This is a genomic window from Dyadobacter sp. HNCC25DJ183, assembly GCF_056895175.1.
Window position 1 is genome coordinate 93,391 of the sequence record NZ_JBXHAP010000003.1, and the last position, 14,975, is coordinate 108,365.

Consider the following 14,975-nt stretch of genomic DNA (forward strand, 5'->3'; position numbering starts at 1 on the left):
GCCTGCATTTATTGCCTAATAATAAACATCCTTTCTAATGGAAGAAAAAGGAAGTGGACTGTTCACTGGTAACCAGGACGGTCAGCAGAAGAAGTTCAATCTTCGTGCATACCTTTTCAGGTATTTCAAATATTGGTACCTGTTTGTACTATTTATCCCGTTGTGCCTCGCCGGCGCTTACTATTATCTCCTCTCAACGCAGCCGGTTTTTATCTCATCCACCACGTTGCTCATTAAGGATGACGCGGAGGCGAGTGGCGGTAAAGCGATCATGGATGAGATGGTGAAGCTGAACGGGAATAAGTCGCTCGAAAATGAAATGGGCATTCTCCGTTCCAAGCTGCTGATGGGGCTTGTGGCCAAGCAGCTTGGGTTGGACGTTGCCTATGAAACCGAGGATGGTTTCAGGACAGTAGACCTGTATGCACAAAGCCCGATCCGGGTGAATACGGAAATTATCTCAGAATACGCGTTCACAAATCCCTTGATTATACATACAACCGACAGTTCCGGATTCACGATCAACGACCTGCCGCAACGCTATCAATTTGGTCAGAAACTCAGGACGCAGTGGGGGCTATTTTCAGTGGAACGTGGGGTTGCTTCGCCTTACAGGGATATTTCTGTGCGTTTTCACAACCTGCCTGCCCTTACCGCAGGTATGCTGCACCGCCTGAATGTAAAGGTCCTTTATCCCGAAAGTACGCTCCTCGAACTAACCTTTGAGGATACCTCCACACAGCGCGCAAAGGATATCCTGAACAAACTGCTGGATGTATATGTGCAAAGTTCGATCAGTGATAAAAACGGCGAGGCTTCCAATACGCTTAAATTCATTGAAAGTCGTCTTAACCTGATCACAGGCGAACTGGGCGACGTGGAGAAGCATGTGGAAACGTATAAGAAAACGAGAGGATTGACCGATATCAGTGCTGAGTCGCAGCTTTATCTGTCCAATATCAAGGAAAATGACGTAAAACTGAATGAGATCAATACCAAGATCAATATCCTGGAAAGCGTGGACAGCTACGTTGAAAATCTGAAGGGTGGTACGCCGCCACCTGCCACTTACATGATCGACGACCCGATCCTGATCCTCTTGCTAACCAAATACAATGAGCTCGATCTGCAACGCGAGCGATATGCGCAGACTACCCAGGAAGACAACCCGCTGGTGGAAACGATCTCTACCCAAATGGCGCAGACCAGACAGTCTATACGGGAGAATGTGCAAAACCTGCGCCGGGGAATGGACGTTACAAAACGCAATCTTGAAACCATTAACACCCGGTTTTCGTCTGGGCTGCGCGGAATTCCTCAGAAGGAACGGGAATATCTTGGAATAAAAAGGCAGCAGACCATCAAAGAGAACCTATACCTCTACCTGCTTCAAAAAAGAGAGGAAACTGCGCTGGCCTATGCCTCCACAGTTACCGACAGCCGCCTTATCGATGCACCCATTTCTTCCTACCAGCCGATCAGACCACGGCATTCCACCATTTGGGCGGGTGCCGGAATGGCCGGAGTGGTGATCCCATTGATTCTGATCAACCTCATTTTACTGCTCAATACAAGAGTCCAGAGCAGACAAGAAATAGAAGATCTCACCCAGGCTGCCATATTGGGCGAGGTGGGAACAATGAAGAAAAAGAAGGGGCAGCGCACGTCCGAGTCGGTGTTCAAAATCGGCAGCCGGAGCAAGGTATCCGAGCAGTTCAGGGCTTTGCGTACCAACCTGCAATACCTCGGAAGCGGAAATTGCCGCATTATCATGATTACTTCTTCCATCAGTAATGAAGGAAAGAGCTTTGTCAGCGTAAATCTGGCGGCAAGTCTGGCATATACCGACAGAAAGGTAATTCTTCTCGGACTTGATCTGCGCAAGCCTTCCGTTCACGAATACCTGGAAGTGACCAACAATGTAGGTGTTACCAACTATCTGATCGGCCAGATGAATGCGCAGGACCTGATTAAGAAAACCTGGCTGCATCCCAAATTTGACATTATCCCAAGTGGTCCGCTTCCTCCGAATCCGTCCGAGCTGCTCAGCAATGGGCGGCTGGGCGAGTTGATCCGCGAGTTGCGCGCAGAATATGACTATGTTCTGATCGATACACCGCCTACCGGCCTGGTAACCGACAGCGCATTGATCGCCGAGTATGTAGAAGCCAGCCTTTACGTGGTGCGTGACAACTATACTTTGCAGGACCATCTCAAAAGTATAGCCGAACTCAAATTCTCGAAAAGATTTCCCAACCTCAGCCTCGTCTACAATGGTGTGAATTACGGCGCCGACTACGGTTACGGAAACGGACAGGGGTATTTCGACGAATCCAATGTCAAATCAGAAGCTGAGCTGGCAACCGGAAGGCAGCTGAACTAGGGCGTATAATCCTGTTTGATTGTTCGCGTATATCATCAAGCGTCAGGCTTAATCTACTCCGCCATTTAAGATCAGGCGAGAAATAATGATGAGGAAAAAATCCATAATACTACAAGTACCTGCTGTGTATGCGAGACTCATTCACCTGGCTAGGCTGGCGGCTGTGACTGCCATGTCGCAGGCGACTATTCAGGCACTGGGCTTGCTGACGGGCTTTCTGATTATCCATCTGCTGCCCGTAAAGGAGTATGCTTACTACACCATTGCCAATACGGTACTGGGCACCATGGCGCTGCTTTCTGACAGTGGTATTAACAACGGAGTAATGGCGCAGGGCGGGCGCGTGTGGGAGGATCGTGCGCAGCTGGGTGCGATTCTGGCCGCCGGATTGACGTTAAGAAAACGATTTTCGGTGATCAACCTCTGCATTTCTATTCCAATCCTGTTGTTCCTTTTACTTAGGCAGGGAGCTGGCTGGCCCGCGAGTCTGCTGATTGTCCTCGCATTAATTCCCGCCTTTGTAGCCACACTTACGGACTCTATTCTCGAAATTCCATTCAAGCTCCACCAGGAAGTAAAGAGCTTGCAGGTCAATCAATTGATGGTCGGTGCTGGCCGTTTTTTGCTGAGCGCAGGCTTGCTGCTGCTTTTTCCGTTAACAGCGGTCTCGCTCCTTGCAAACGGCATTCCCCGGGTTTACGGCAATTCGAAATTGAGGCAGCGCATGCATTCCATTGCAGACTTATCGGCGCTGCCTGATCCGGCTGCCGGGAAGGAGCTCTTGAAAACGGTCCGTCGCGTGTTGCCGCTGACTGTCTACTATGCTTATTCAAGTCAGATCGCGGTCTGGATTGTGTCCCTGTCCGGTTCGGCCTTCGCGGTTGCGCAACTCGGGGCGCTGGGCAGGATCTCCATGATTCTGAGCTTGTTCAGTATCCTTTTTGCCACGATGATCACGCCCCGCTTTGCCCGGATGAAGGCGAACAGATCTGACTTGCTGAGACGTTTTTTGCAAATATTATTGCTGCTGCTCGTGTTGATAGCAATCATCCTGTCTGCGGCATTCCTGTTTTCCGGCCAGGTATTACAGCTCCTCGGACCAAAATACACGGGGCTGGATGCTGCATTAATACTGAGCCTTGCCGCGGCTTCCATTAACCTGCTGAGCGGGGCCATGTACGGGCTTTATTCCAGTCGCGGCTGGACGATGCAGCCGATGATTTCAATCGGCCTCAATCTAAGCTGTGTATTGATCTGCATGCTTTTGCTCGATGTTTCCACGCTGCGCGGCGTGTTGTGGTTCAATGTCTGCTGTGCATTGGTGCAGATGCTGATCGCATTGGTTTTCTGTACTTACAAAATCGCCAAAATGCCCGTGACGGGGAATACAATATGATTTACGAACTCACTTTGTTCTGCATCACATTGATTTGCTTCATGGGCATTTACAATCTGCTGCTTTACATTTTGCCTGTCAGGAAAATGTATTACGATGATATCGAAAGGGCGGAAGCTTATGTTTTTTCGAGAAATGCGTTTGACCACGTATTTGTCGGCTCGGGGCTGATCGGGCACATTGATCCGCGGATTTCGGGAAAATCGTTCAACCTGTATTTTCCCTATTACGGAAGCTGTACCGGCGTACAAGTCATTGCATTATCCAATAAGATCCCAAAGGTCCTTTTCGTCGAAACGAATTTTATATGCAAAGGCACCAATGAGCAGGTAATTGCAAATCTATTCTCAACGCGTTATTTCAGGATCAAAAAAGTATTGCCTTTTATTCTGAGAAAAAACAATCCATTGAAGCTGATCAAACAAGTGCTGCGTGCTTTCAAATTGGAAAACGGATTTAATTCAACAGTAAAATCGAACACTGCACAGGTAGAAATAGAGGTATTGATCGAGCTTTTCAATAGAACACCTGATCTGCAAAAGCTGAGATCCGATATTGCCTGTTTGAAAAAGAATGTAGATATACTTTCAGAAAAAGGCTGCAAAGTAATCTTTCTCGAAATACCCATTGATCCCATTCTTTCAAATGCCAGGCTATTTCAGGTTCAATATGCAGAATTAAAGAAAACATTCCGGGAGAAACCTTATAGCTGGATACTGGATCACAAAGGCCACTACTTTCAGACGGAAGACGGACTGCATCTGACCTCGGATAGCCTGCAAGTTTTCAAGGCGCATTTACATACCGAGATTAACAAGCTGGATATACAAACCACCTCTTATTAACGATCATGAATTCAGTAGTTTGTACACTTTTCGAGGGTCACTATCATTACGGACTTGCCGCATTGATCAACTCACTCTATAAACATGGATTTAAAGGTGATTTCTATGCAGGTTACCGTGGTGAACTTCCGGTTTGGGTTAAGTCAGCCAAGAAAGAGCGGATTTTTAACTGGGATAATTGCACAACCATTTCCGTGGCGAAAGACCAGCATATTCACTTTATTCCATTGCATGTCGACTATCATTTTTGCAATTATAAGCCCGACTTTGTAATTGAATTGAGCAGCAATTTAAATCAGGAATCAGCCGGGATATTCTATTTTGATCCTGATATTGTTATTAAATGCCGCTGGTCTTTTTACGAAGAGTGGCTGAGCCTTGGTGTGCCTGTTGTGCATGAAATCACGAACAATGATATGCCGCAATCACATCCGATCCGGCAGATCTGGACCAATGTAATCAGGAACAATGGGCTGGAAGTCAAAACCAATATTTGTTCATACCTCAATTCAGGTTTTTTCGCAGTTAAAAAAGCAGACTTAGGATTTGCGTATCTGTTCAAAAAGTTCGTCGAGGTCTCGCAGCAGGATTATAAAATGGATCTGACGGATTTCACCTTCGAACTGGACCGCAGTAATCCTTTTTTCGCCAAAGATCAGGATGCATTTAATATCGCAGCAATGTGCACCGACGCGGCGATCAGTGAGTACGGGCCGGAGGGAATGGACCTTACGTCCGGAGGGAAATTAATGTCCCATGCAATAGGAACCCCAAAACCCTGGAAGAAGAAGTATTTCAGACATTTTCTCAAAGGTTCGCCACCCACAATGGCTGACAGGGAATATTGGAACAATGTAAATGATGCTATCAAACTGTATTCTGAACCGCGTCTTAAAATGGCCAGAATGGAATTGCAGCTCGCATCTTTTCTAGGAAGATTTTACAGGAAATACTAGCCCGACTCTTGAAAATGGACATTCAGTTTAAAAAAGGCCACATTCATTCACTGGACGGAATCAGGGGAATTGCGATCCTGCTGGTACTTTCCTTCCATTGCTTTGACAAAATAGACGCTTTTCCTTTTACGCTTCTTTCAGAGATCGGCTGGGTGGGTGTGGATTTGTTTTTCGTACTTTCCGGATTTTTGATCACCGGAATTCTTGTCGATACCAAAGGAAATCACAACTATCTGAAATCCTTTTTCGCGAGAAGAGCATTGCGGATTTTCCCACTTTATTATCTGACATTGCTGCTGGTATTTCTTGCATTAATAAGTCCTGGCGCGTCGGACTTCAATCCGATATTGGATATAAGACATTTAAAGAGCAGTATTTATTACCTGACGTTTACCCAGAACCTGTTATTTGCATTTAGTCACTGGGGAGTAACTGATCTACTCAATCATTTCTGGTCGCTGGCCATTGAAGAGCAATTTTATTTGTTCTGGCCATTTGTGAACCTTTATCTGGGCACCTCCAAAGTACTTGTTGTGTGCGGATTATTGATCATACTGGCCATTATTATAAGGAACCTGAATTTGAATAGCGATTTCAGTTACGTGTTTACATTGTCAAGGGTTGACGCGCTTGGAATAGGAGGGATGCTCGCAATCTTAATTCGTCAGTACACTTATTTTCTGGGCAAAGTTGTAGTTCCTGTATTTTTCGGATGCCTGGTTTTATTAATTATGTTATCCTTTTATTCTCCCAACCTGAGTTTCAGAAATCCGGCATTCATTAAGATAGGATATACTTTATTCGCGCTGCTGTTTGCTACGATCATTGTATTTGTATACGATACCAATAAAACAGGCGTGATAATTAACCGCGTGCTTTCCTGGGGAGTTCTCCGGTTTTTTGGTACTTACTCTTATGGTATTTATGTTTACCACTGGCTTCTATATCGTGGTATTTATACGCCTTTGCGCAACAAATACCTTTTTTCAAAAGCTTACATTATCCCGTTTCTTATAGTTGTGGTGCTGGTAAGTGTCGTGAGTTTTCATGTGTTTGAAAAATTCTTTTTGCGATTTAAACCGGCATTCGATTCCAGTCCGCAGCTGCGTAAAGCAGCACTTTCGAAGGTTCCGGAAATGTCCTGAGCTGGTATTCCGCTTTGTAATTAGCAATTTAAATAGAACCAAATGAGGCGATTTCTGGCAGAACTCAGGTTGTATTTCTGTAATCATTGGATTGCCTCACTGCCAAGTACCAGGCTTCGTATGTGGTATTACAGGCACATGATGCAATTTGATATTCAAAAGGGAACGAATGTATTTATGGGCTGTACATTCGATTGCACGCGGCTATTGCAGATTGGTGCCAATTCGGTGATCAATGCGAGATGCAGGATTGACACGCGGGGGGGCATTTCAATCGGAGATAATGTTTCAATTTCCAGTGATGTAACAATTCTGACGGCAGATCATGATATGCAAACGATGAACCTGGAAGGAAGAACCCGCTCCGTGACGATTGAAGATTATGTCTGGATTGGCACGAGGGCGATGATTATGCCCGGGGTTTTTATCGGAACAGGCGCGATAATCGGGGCTGGCTCCGTCGTAACCAGAAATGTACTGCCTTACGATGTAGTAGCGGGTGTTCCTGCAAAAGTGATCAAAAAGCGGCCGAAAATCAGTGACTATACCTACCATTCTTCTTTCAAAAGATTGTTTCAATGAAGAAGATATTTCAGCAACTCTGTTTCATGATCCGCTGTAAATGGTTAGGAAACCCGGCTGGCGTTTTTCGAAAAATCTACTATCGCACACAGGGAATGCACATTGGACGCAATACAAAGTTGCCGCGCATTTTCGTCACCTGGCCGCACCAGGTATGCCTGGGTAATGAATGCAAACTGGAACGCAATATTTCTTTTAAGTACGATGGGGTTTGGCAGCCGGGAAGCGCGATTGTGATTCAGGATCAGGTCTTTATCGGAAAGGATTGTGAGTTTAATATCAGTCAGGCAATCAGAATCGGCAAGTTCAGTAATGTGGCTTCGGGCTGCAAGTTTATAGACCACGATCACGGAATTGAGCTGGGTGCGCGGATCGGGCCGCAGCCTTCGATAGCCGCGGCGATAGAGCTGGGCGAGGATGTGTGGCTCGGTTGCAATGTAATTGTCTTGAAAGGAGTGCATATAGGGAACGGGGCGGTCGTAGCCGCAGGTGCGGTGGTTACAAAATCCATCCCGCCAAATGAAATCTGGGCGGGTGTGCCGGCGAGGCGAATTTCAGAAAGGATGAGTTATGGAAAACAGGAAGACCATTTTACACATTTCGGAAGTTGATATTGCTCTCACCGGCGGAATGGGGCGCGTAACGCATTACTGGAAAACTGCCTTTGAAAGCGCAGGTTATAACTTCATTCACGTGGGACCAGCGCAGATCGGGAAGGTAGCGCATAAGTCGCTGTTTGGCTGGAAAGCGTACCGGTACATGCAGCGGAACCGCATTAAAGCGGCCGCGATTATCGTGCACGAACCTGCCGCCCTCTTTTTCGTGAACCAACCGGTTCCTGTCTTCGTCGAAAGTCACGGGATTGAAAGCAGGAACTGGGAGCGTGAGCTAAAAAGCGGAATGCACGATCATGTATCCTTTAAAACAAGGTTACTCTATCCGGTCTGGCGGCTGCTGCCCTGCCGGATTGGTTTGAAATCGGCTACCAAGCTGCTGCTCATCAATAATGAAGACAAGCTGTATGCGAAAAGTAAATTCAGGAGGCGGGAAGAAGATATATACGTGTTTAGAAACGGCGCGGATGCTGCCGGACCGAGCGCGCAGCCTGAGCGTTTCACGGTACTTTTTAATGGGAACTGGATCAAAAGGAAAGGTTACGAGGTACTGGTCGAATCGGCCAGGTTGCTGCTCGGGCGCGGTATACTCGTGCATTACCTGCTGATCGGGACGGGCAAGCAGGCGGAAGAGGTACTGGGTGACTGGCCCACCATCCTCAGGCAGTTTGTCCGGGTGGTGCCCGCATTTGCCCGGGATATGGAAGCTCAGTTTCTCAATGATGCATCGGTGGTTGTCCTGCCGAGCAATTTTGAAGGCCAGCCGCTCAGCATTTTACAAGCCATGGCTGCCGGCAAATGCTGCATTACCACGGATTGCTGCGGGCAAAAGGATTTTATCGAAAACGGGAAAACAGGGTTTTTGTTCGAACCTGCAAATGCAGAGGCGCTGGCCGGGCTTATTGCAGGCTGTTTCGCAGACGAGCAGTTGACGCAGCGCGTTGGTGCAGCGGCGAAAGCGGCAGTGGCTGACAGGACGTGGGAACGGGTGTCCTCGGAGGTTGTACAATACGTCACAGATCATATCTGATATTTTATGAAAGTGGTTTTTATATGTTCGTCTGTAGAGCCGGGCCGCGACGGCGTCGGTGATTATACGCGCCGCCTTGCTGCGGAGCTCATCAGGCAGGGACATAGTGCATTGGTAATCGGTTTGCATGACAAACACCTGATCCCGGCGAGCCTGAAAGAACCTCAGCTGGATGGAGAACGGGAGGTGGAGGTGCTCAGGTTTTCAAGTTCGCTGGCCTGGGAAAAGCGCCTGGCGGCCGCAGCGCATTTTGTAGCGTCCGTCGATCCCGACTGGATCAGTCTGCAATATGTCTCTTACGGCTTCGACAGTCAGGGGCTTCCGTGGCGATTGCCGTGGCGTATCCGGCGGCTGTCCGAGCAGCGCAGGCTGCACGTCATGTTTCACGAGCTCTGGCTCGATAAGCCCGTGAACCTGAAAGAGCGGCTGCTTGCCAAGCTGCAGAAATCGGCCATTTTGCAAAGTATCCGGCAAATGCAACCGGAAGTAATTAACGTCACCATTCCTTTTAACCGCAGGCGACTGAAAGGGCTGAACTATACCGCTGCTCCGCTGGGCTTGTTCGGGAATGTGCCCGTTTTATTAAAGGATCAAAATGGCGACAGGAGTTCTGCTGTTGAGGAAAAACACATTCTCTATTTCGGGACACCACCGAAGAGCGCATTCCTGAAAAAGCTGGTCGATGACCTCGCAGATTTTTGTGCGGCCAACCGGGTGCCGGTGCGCATTACGATCGTGAGCGGTTCTTCTGAGCAGCAACAATTACCAGGTGTCGGTGTTCGCCGGCTGCACGCGGTACGAAACGCGGGATACCCTCAACAATATCCTCGAAACGCTCAACCCCAGGGACTTTTTCAGGGCCAACAGGCAGTTTATCGTACATAGAAAATCCGTGATCAGCATTCAGCAATATTTTGGCCGCAAGCTGCTGATAGGCGTTTCCTGCACCACACCTGAGCCTTTGATCGTCAGCAAGGCCAATGCGAGCGACTTTCTGAAATGGATAGAAGGGCGGCATGTTGCCCAGCTCTTCCAATAGAATATACCTGCACTGCCCGCTCGAAAGCCTCATTTGTCCCTTTCGCCAACTGCCTGTTGGCGCTTCGATCTGCACCTTGCATTTTTGTAGAAATAGTAAGTTTGCCGCGTTCGCCTCATCCGAACCGGCAAGCTTACAATGGCAAACCTGCATTTACCAGGGGTAGAACTTAGCATTGTTTCTGATCGAAATACATGCAGCGTATATACATGTATGTTAGCTGTGTTTGTCGCAGGAATTTCAGGGTCGATCGAAGGATTTCAAAAGCATTCTGATTGTATATGATGGTTAATGTAGATACCCACACGGGCCCGTCTTTTTCATTTGGCAACCGGCTGGCCAGGCTAAGTTGGTCGGCTGCGGGTATTTTTTTCAAATGGTCGCCCCGTCCACTGCATTCGTGGCGGTCTTTTTTGCTCCGCTGCTTTGGCGCAAAGGTCGGCCGCGGCGTTCACATTTATCCTGGAGTCAAAATCTGGGCTCCCTGGAACCTGGTGCTCGAAGATGAATGCGGCGTTGCGAATGGAGTGATCCTGTATAGCCAGGAAAAAATTACGATCGGGCGACGGGCTGTCATTTCGCAGGGGACGCACGTTTGCACGGGCACCCACGATTATGAGCAAAAGGGTTTTCCATTGATTACAAAACCCATTTACATTGGCGATCAGGTCTGGATAGCAGCGGATGCATTCATTCATCCTGGCGTGCATATAGGCGAAGGATGCGTGATAGGGGCACGGTCGGTGGTTAACCGGGATATGCCGGAATGGACGATTTGTTCCGGTCACCCCTGCAAACCTGTGAAGCCTAGGCTTGTTTGACAGTTAACAGTATTATTCAAAATGCATTAGCTATGGCGCTTGACCTGACTATTGTAATTCCGGTCCGGAATGAAGAAAGAAACCTGGCCGGCTGCTTGCGGGCGATCGGGAAAGACCTCGCGCAGAAGATCGTGGTGATCGACTCCATGAGCACAGACCTTACCCGCGAGATCGCTACCGATTTCGGAGCAGAAGTCCTTATTTTTGAATGGAATGGTCAGTTCCCGAAAAAGCGAAACTGGTTTTTAAGATATCATACCCCCGAAACCAAATGGGTGATGTTCCTGGATGCGGACGAATACCTTACCGAATCCTTCAAGTCGGAACTGGCGCGGGCCATTTTACAGCCGGGAGATCTGGTAGGATATTGGCTCAAATACTCCATTTACTTTTTGGGTAAGGAACTCAAAGGCGGGTACCCGCTCAGAAAGCTGGCTCTGTTCAAGGTTGGATGCGGCGAGTACGAGCGGATCGAGGAAAATCAATGGAGCCACCTGGATATGGAAATCCATGAGCACCCGGTATTGAATGGGAAAGCAGGGGTGATCGACAGCAAAATAGACCACCAGGATTTCCGCGGTGTGGCGCATTATATTGACAAGCACAATGCATACGCAAGCTGGGAAGCAGCGCGCTTTCTTAAATTATCTTCTGAAACTTTCGCACTCCAGCATTTTACATGGAAGCAGCGACTGAAATACAGGTTCTTCGCCACGCCACTGATCGGTCCGGCCTTTTTCTTCGGGAGCTTCATACTCATGGGCGGCTTTCGCGACGGGGCCAGGGGATTTACATTCGCAATCCTCAAAACCGCCTACTTTGTTCAGGTTTATTGTAAAATCCGGGAACGTTCAGCTACGGGCAATGAAATGCAGCCGATTGAGATCTGATTCTTCAATTGTTTGAATTTCGCAAGCATTGGTTTGAAGCGGACAAACACGCTGCCTGCCTTTGATGCCAACTTTGTGACAACCAAAAACACAAAGTTATGAGCACTCAAAAAGTATGGTTTATCACAGGCGCGTCCAAGGGACTCGGCCTTTCATTGGCAAAACAACTCCTTGCACAAGGACAAAAAGTGGCAGCTACTTCCCGCAATCTGTCCGAGCTGAAAGACGCTGTCGGCGTTGATAGCAGCGATTTTCTTCCATTATCATTGAATCTGACCAACGAAGCTGATGTACAGCTGGCAGTAGCCAACACCATCACTGCTTTTGGGCGGATTGATGTGCTGATAAACAATGCAGGTTACGGCCTGACGGGCGCTCTGGAAGAACTTTCGGATGCGGAAGCCAGAGCTAACTTCGATATCAATGTGTTCGGTGCATTGAATCTGATCCGTCAGGTGTTGCCTCAAATGCGTAACCAGCAGTCGGGCCACATTTTCAATATCTCTTCCATAGGCGGTTTCGCAGGTGGCTTTCCTGGCTTCGGTATCTATTGTGCCACGAAGTTCGCCGTGCATGGTTTTTCTGAATCGCTGTTTCACGAGGTGGCGCCTTTCGGAATTCATGTCACGCTGGTTATGCCGGGTTATTTCCGGACTAACTTCCTTGGCGCAGGTTCTTTGAACACGCCGCAGAAAGAAATGACGGAGTATACCAATGTACGCGAGTCACAGCAGGCGCACCAAAACAGCATTAATGCCAATCAGCCGGGCGATCCTGAAAAAGCGGCTGCTGTTTTCATTTCCGTCTCCGGGCAGGCTGCCCCGCCTTTTCATTTGTTCCTGGGCGAAGATGCATACGGACTTGCCGGGCAGAAGATCGCATTGGTGCAGCAGGAAATGGAAGCCCAGCGCGCACTTGCCACTGCTACCAACTTCTAAATCAGCCGGTACCTGCCAGCCGGCGGGTACCAATTTCATCAAACCAAAAATCACTTATGAAAACAGAAACAAGCTATATCGGAATGTGGCAGACTGCCGACGGACATATCAGGCAGCAGCTGCTCCCTGGCGGCCGCTACGACGAGGCACGCGGCAACCGGGAAAGTGCGTATACCGGCAGGTATGAAATTACGGGAGATTATATTTATTATTGGGACGATTCCGGCTTTGAAGCCGACGGCAATTTTACCGATGAAAATACGCTGCAACACGGCGGGTACACATTTTACCGCAAATGAGTTGCAGGTATATAACAATGCAAGATCATGGCAATTGAATCACTGGAAGAATTTTACCAGCACAAGTTCAACTGGATGCCCGAAAATCTGAAAAAGGACGTAGGGCATTTTAACGTGTTCAATCTGGAAGACTGGGACTGGGGATGTAATGCGCAGGTACAGTACAACCGCAGGGATTTTTACAAAATATCGATCATGCGCGGCAAGCACGTATACCATTACGCAGACAAATCGCTGGAAGTGGATGGTACCACGCTCATGTTCTTTAATCCCAGTGTGCCGTATAAGTACGAGAAGCTCACTGATAACAGCACGGGTTTCTTCTGCATTTTCAAAGAAGCATTTTTCAATGAGGTAATCCGCGGCGATATCAAGGAGCTCCCGATGTTTCAGATCGGCGCCAAGCCCGCTTACCTGCTGAATGAAGAGCAGGACAGGCAGGTTGACGCGATATTCAGAAAAATGATGACCGAAATGGGCTCGGATTATACATTCAAGTTCGACCTCATTCGTAACTACATCATGGAGATCGTGCATACTGCTTTGAAAATGAATCCATCGGAAAGTCTGTACCAGAATGCAGACGCCAACGCACGGATCACAGCGGTTTTCTCGGATTTACTCGAAAGGCAATTTCCCATTGAAACGCCCTCGCAACAACTCCGCCTGCGCTCTGCCGGTGATTATGCCGCGAGTCTTAACGTACATACCAATCACCTCAACCGGGCCGTGCGCCTGACTACCGGAAAAACAACTACCGCGCACATTGCAGAGCGGGTAGCTGCCGAGGCAAAAGCATTGCTGCTGCATACCGACTGGAACATTTCACAAATCAGTTTCTGTCTGGGATTTGACGAACCAGCCCATTTCAATCACTTCTTCAAGAAGCAAACCAGCACGACACCGGGCGCATTCCGGTTGTAGGAATTTTGCCAAAAAGCGTGGCGCATTTTATTCTGTGAGTAGCTTTGGATAAATTATCAGCATTTATCAGGGCTACTCACTCTCTTAATATAACTCCTGTTACTATGTACGTAAATCGTTACCTGTCTCCTGTAATCATCTACTTCTATTCGTGGCGGATGGTTTTATTCTCGCTCGCCACTGGATCTACCGCCATTTTTATTTATCAATACCTCGGCTGGCAGTGGGTGGCAGTTCCATGGCTGCCGGTGTCCCTGGTAGGTACGGCCACTGCTTTTTTTGTGGGTTTCAAAAACAACCAATCGTACGATCGCAGCTGGGAAGCACGCAAGATCTGGGGCGCGATCACAAACCACAGCCGGTCTTTCAGCGCGGCTGTCCGGGCATTTTCCCACAGTAATGCGGATTATGAGACCGGTGCCGAAGTGAGAAAGATCATTTACCGGCACATTGCATGGCTGTATGCATTGCGCAATTCGATGGCGAGGCGTACCAGCTGGGAACATGAAGACAGAGCCAGCCAGCGGCAACGTACTGCATTGAATCGCGTCAAGATTATTTGCGACGCAGAGATCGCGCGGCATTTACCTCCAGACGAGCTGGCGAATTTGAAAGATAAGACGAATATGCCCACGCAGCTGCTCGACTGCCAGGCCAGGAACATCGCTGCATTGCGCAAGGATGGACGCATTGACGGATATCAGCATGTTGCATTGCAGGGATTGATTTCGCAGCTGTACGACGAGCAGGGCAAAAGCGAGCGAATCAAAAACACGCCATTTCCAAGGCAGTACGCCACTACCTCCAACCTGTTCATTTTCGTTTTCATGACCCTGCTTCCATTTGGCTTGCTGCCGCAGTTTGTCGATTTGGGAGAGCGTTATATGTTTTTGCTGATCCCGTTTAATATGATCGTTTCATGGGTATTTATGTTTATGGAATACGTCGGCGATATCAGCGAGAATCCTTTTGAAGGTCTTTTAAATGATACGCCGCTGGCTACAATCGTCCGCAACATCGAGATTGATCTAAAAGAAATGCTGGATGAGGATGAGATACCGGAGCGGTTTGCGCCTGTGGCGGGGATATTGTTTTAGTAAAAAGAAGCTGATC

16 protein-coding genes are annotated in these 14,975 nt (G+C 48.3%); all 16 read left to right on the plus strand.

The genetic code is table 11. From position 1 onward, the window contains the following. Positions 1–37: 37 nt before the first annotated feature. The 16 genes from AC1XTG_RS07825 (at position 38) to AC1XTG_RS07900 (ending at position 14,959) form a co-directional block, all read left to right on the plus strand. Positions 38–2,383: a GumC family protein gene (locus tag AC1XTG_RS07825; RefSeq protein WP_484841565.1), complete on the plus strand. Its 2,346-nt coding sequence runs from the start codon at positions 38–40 to the stop codon at positions 2,381–2,383. A gap of 85 nt (positions 2,384–2,468) precedes the next feature. Continuing rightward, complete coding sequence (locus tag AC1XTG_RS07830) at positions 2,469–3,779, plus strand: polysaccharide biosynthesis protein (protein WP_484841566.1); 1,311 nt, start codon at positions 2,469–2,471, stop codon at positions 3,777–3,779. Continuing rightward, entirely contained in the window at positions 3,776–4,624 is an 849-nt protein-coding gene (locus tag AC1XTG_RS07835; RefSeq protein WP_484841567.1) for a hypothetical protein, read from the plus strand. Before AC1XTG_RS07830 ends, AC1XTG_RS07835 begins: the two co-directional genes overlap by 4 nt. A 5-nt stretch (positions 4,625–4,629) precedes the next feature. Continuing rightward, entirely contained in the window at positions 4,630–5,580 is a 951-nt protein-coding gene (locus tag AC1XTG_RS07840; protein WP_484841568.1) for a hypothetical protein, read from the plus strand. 14 nt (positions 5,581–5,594) lie between these two features. Continuing rightward, positions 5,595–6,725, plus strand: coding sequence for an acyltransferase family protein (locus tag AC1XTG_RS07845; RefSeq protein WP_484841569.1), 1,131 nt, complete (start codon positions 5,595–5,597; stop codon positions 6,723–6,725). 42 nt (positions 6,726–6,767) lie between these two features. Beyond that, positions 6,768–7,307: an acyltransferase gene (locus AC1XTG_RS07850; RefSeq protein WP_484841570.1), complete on the plus strand. Its 540-nt coding sequence runs from the start codon at positions 6,768–6,770 to the stop codon at positions 7,305–7,307. Continuing rightward, positions 7,304–7,918 carry an acyltransferase gene (locus AC1XTG_RS07855; RefSeq protein WP_484841571.1) on the plus strand — a complete coding sequence of 205 codons (615 nt, stop codon included), beginning with the start codon at positions 7,304–7,306 and terminating at the stop codon, positions 7,916–7,918. Before AC1XTG_RS07850 ends, AC1XTG_RS07855 begins: the two co-directional genes overlap by 4 nt. After that, positions 7,878–8,951, plus strand: coding sequence for a glycosyltransferase family 4 protein (locus AC1XTG_RS07860; protein ID WP_484841572.1), 1,074 nt, complete (start codon positions 7,878–7,880; stop codon positions 8,949–8,951). The genes AC1XTG_RS07855 and AC1XTG_RS07860 overlap by 41 nt, the downstream gene beginning before the upstream one ends. 6 nt (positions 8,952–8,957) lie before the next feature. Beyond that, positions 8,958–9,836 carry a glycosyltransferase gene (locus tag AC1XTG_RS07865; protein ID WP_484841573.1) on the plus strand — a complete coding sequence of 293 codons (879 nt, stop codon included), beginning with the start codon at positions 8,958–8,960 and terminating at the stop codon, positions 9,834–9,836. Continuing rightward, positions 9,727–9,990: a LytTR family transcriptional regulator DNA-binding domain-containing protein gene (locus AC1XTG_RS07870; RefSeq protein WP_484841960.1), complete on the plus strand. Its 264-nt coding sequence runs from the start codon at positions 9,727–9,729 to the stop codon at positions 9,988–9,990. Before AC1XTG_RS07865 ends, AC1XTG_RS07870 begins: the two co-directional genes overlap by 110 nt. A gap of 281 nt (positions 9,991–10,271) precedes the next feature. Next, positions 10,272–10,811, plus strand: coding sequence for a WcaF family extracellular polysaccharide biosynthesis acetyltransferase (locus AC1XTG_RS07875; RefSeq protein WP_056290202.1), 540 nt, complete (start codon positions 10,272–10,274; stop codon positions 10,809–10,811). A 32-nt stretch (positions 10,812–10,843) separates the two neighbouring features. Then, a complete protein-coding gene (locus AC1XTG_RS07880) occupies positions 10,844–11,701 on the plus strand; it encodes a glycosyltransferase family 2 protein (RefSeq protein ID WP_484841574.1) in 858 nt (285 codons plus the stop codon). Positions 11,702–11,799: 98 nt separating this feature from the next. Further along, the gene (locus tag AC1XTG_RS07885) at positions 11,800–12,639 is read left to right on the plus strand and encodes an oxidoreductase (RefSeq protein WP_484841575.1); all 840 of its coding nucleotides are present in this window, start codon (positions 11,800–11,802) and stop codon (positions 12,637–12,639) included. Between the two features lie 56 nt (positions 12,640–12,695). After that, positions 12,696–12,938, plus strand: a complete 243-nt coding sequence (locus AC1XTG_RS07890) for an Atu4866 domain-containing protein (protein ID WP_056290196.1) — start codon at positions 12,696–12,698, stop codon at positions 12,936–12,938. Positions 12,939–12,965: 27 nt separating this feature from the next. Continuing rightward, positions 12,966–13,862 carry a helix-turn-helix domain-containing protein gene (locus AC1XTG_RS07895; protein ID WP_484841576.1) on the plus strand — a complete coding sequence of 299 codons (897 nt, stop codon included), beginning with the start codon at positions 12,966–12,968 and terminating at the stop codon, positions 13,860–13,862. 104 nt (positions 13,863–13,966) lie between these two features. Further along, a complete protein-coding gene (locus AC1XTG_RS07900; protein WP_484841577.1) occupies positions 13,967–14,959 on the plus strand; it encodes a bestrophin family protein in 993 nt (330 codons plus the stop codon). The last annotated feature ends 16 nt before the right edge of the window (positions 14,960–14,975 follow it).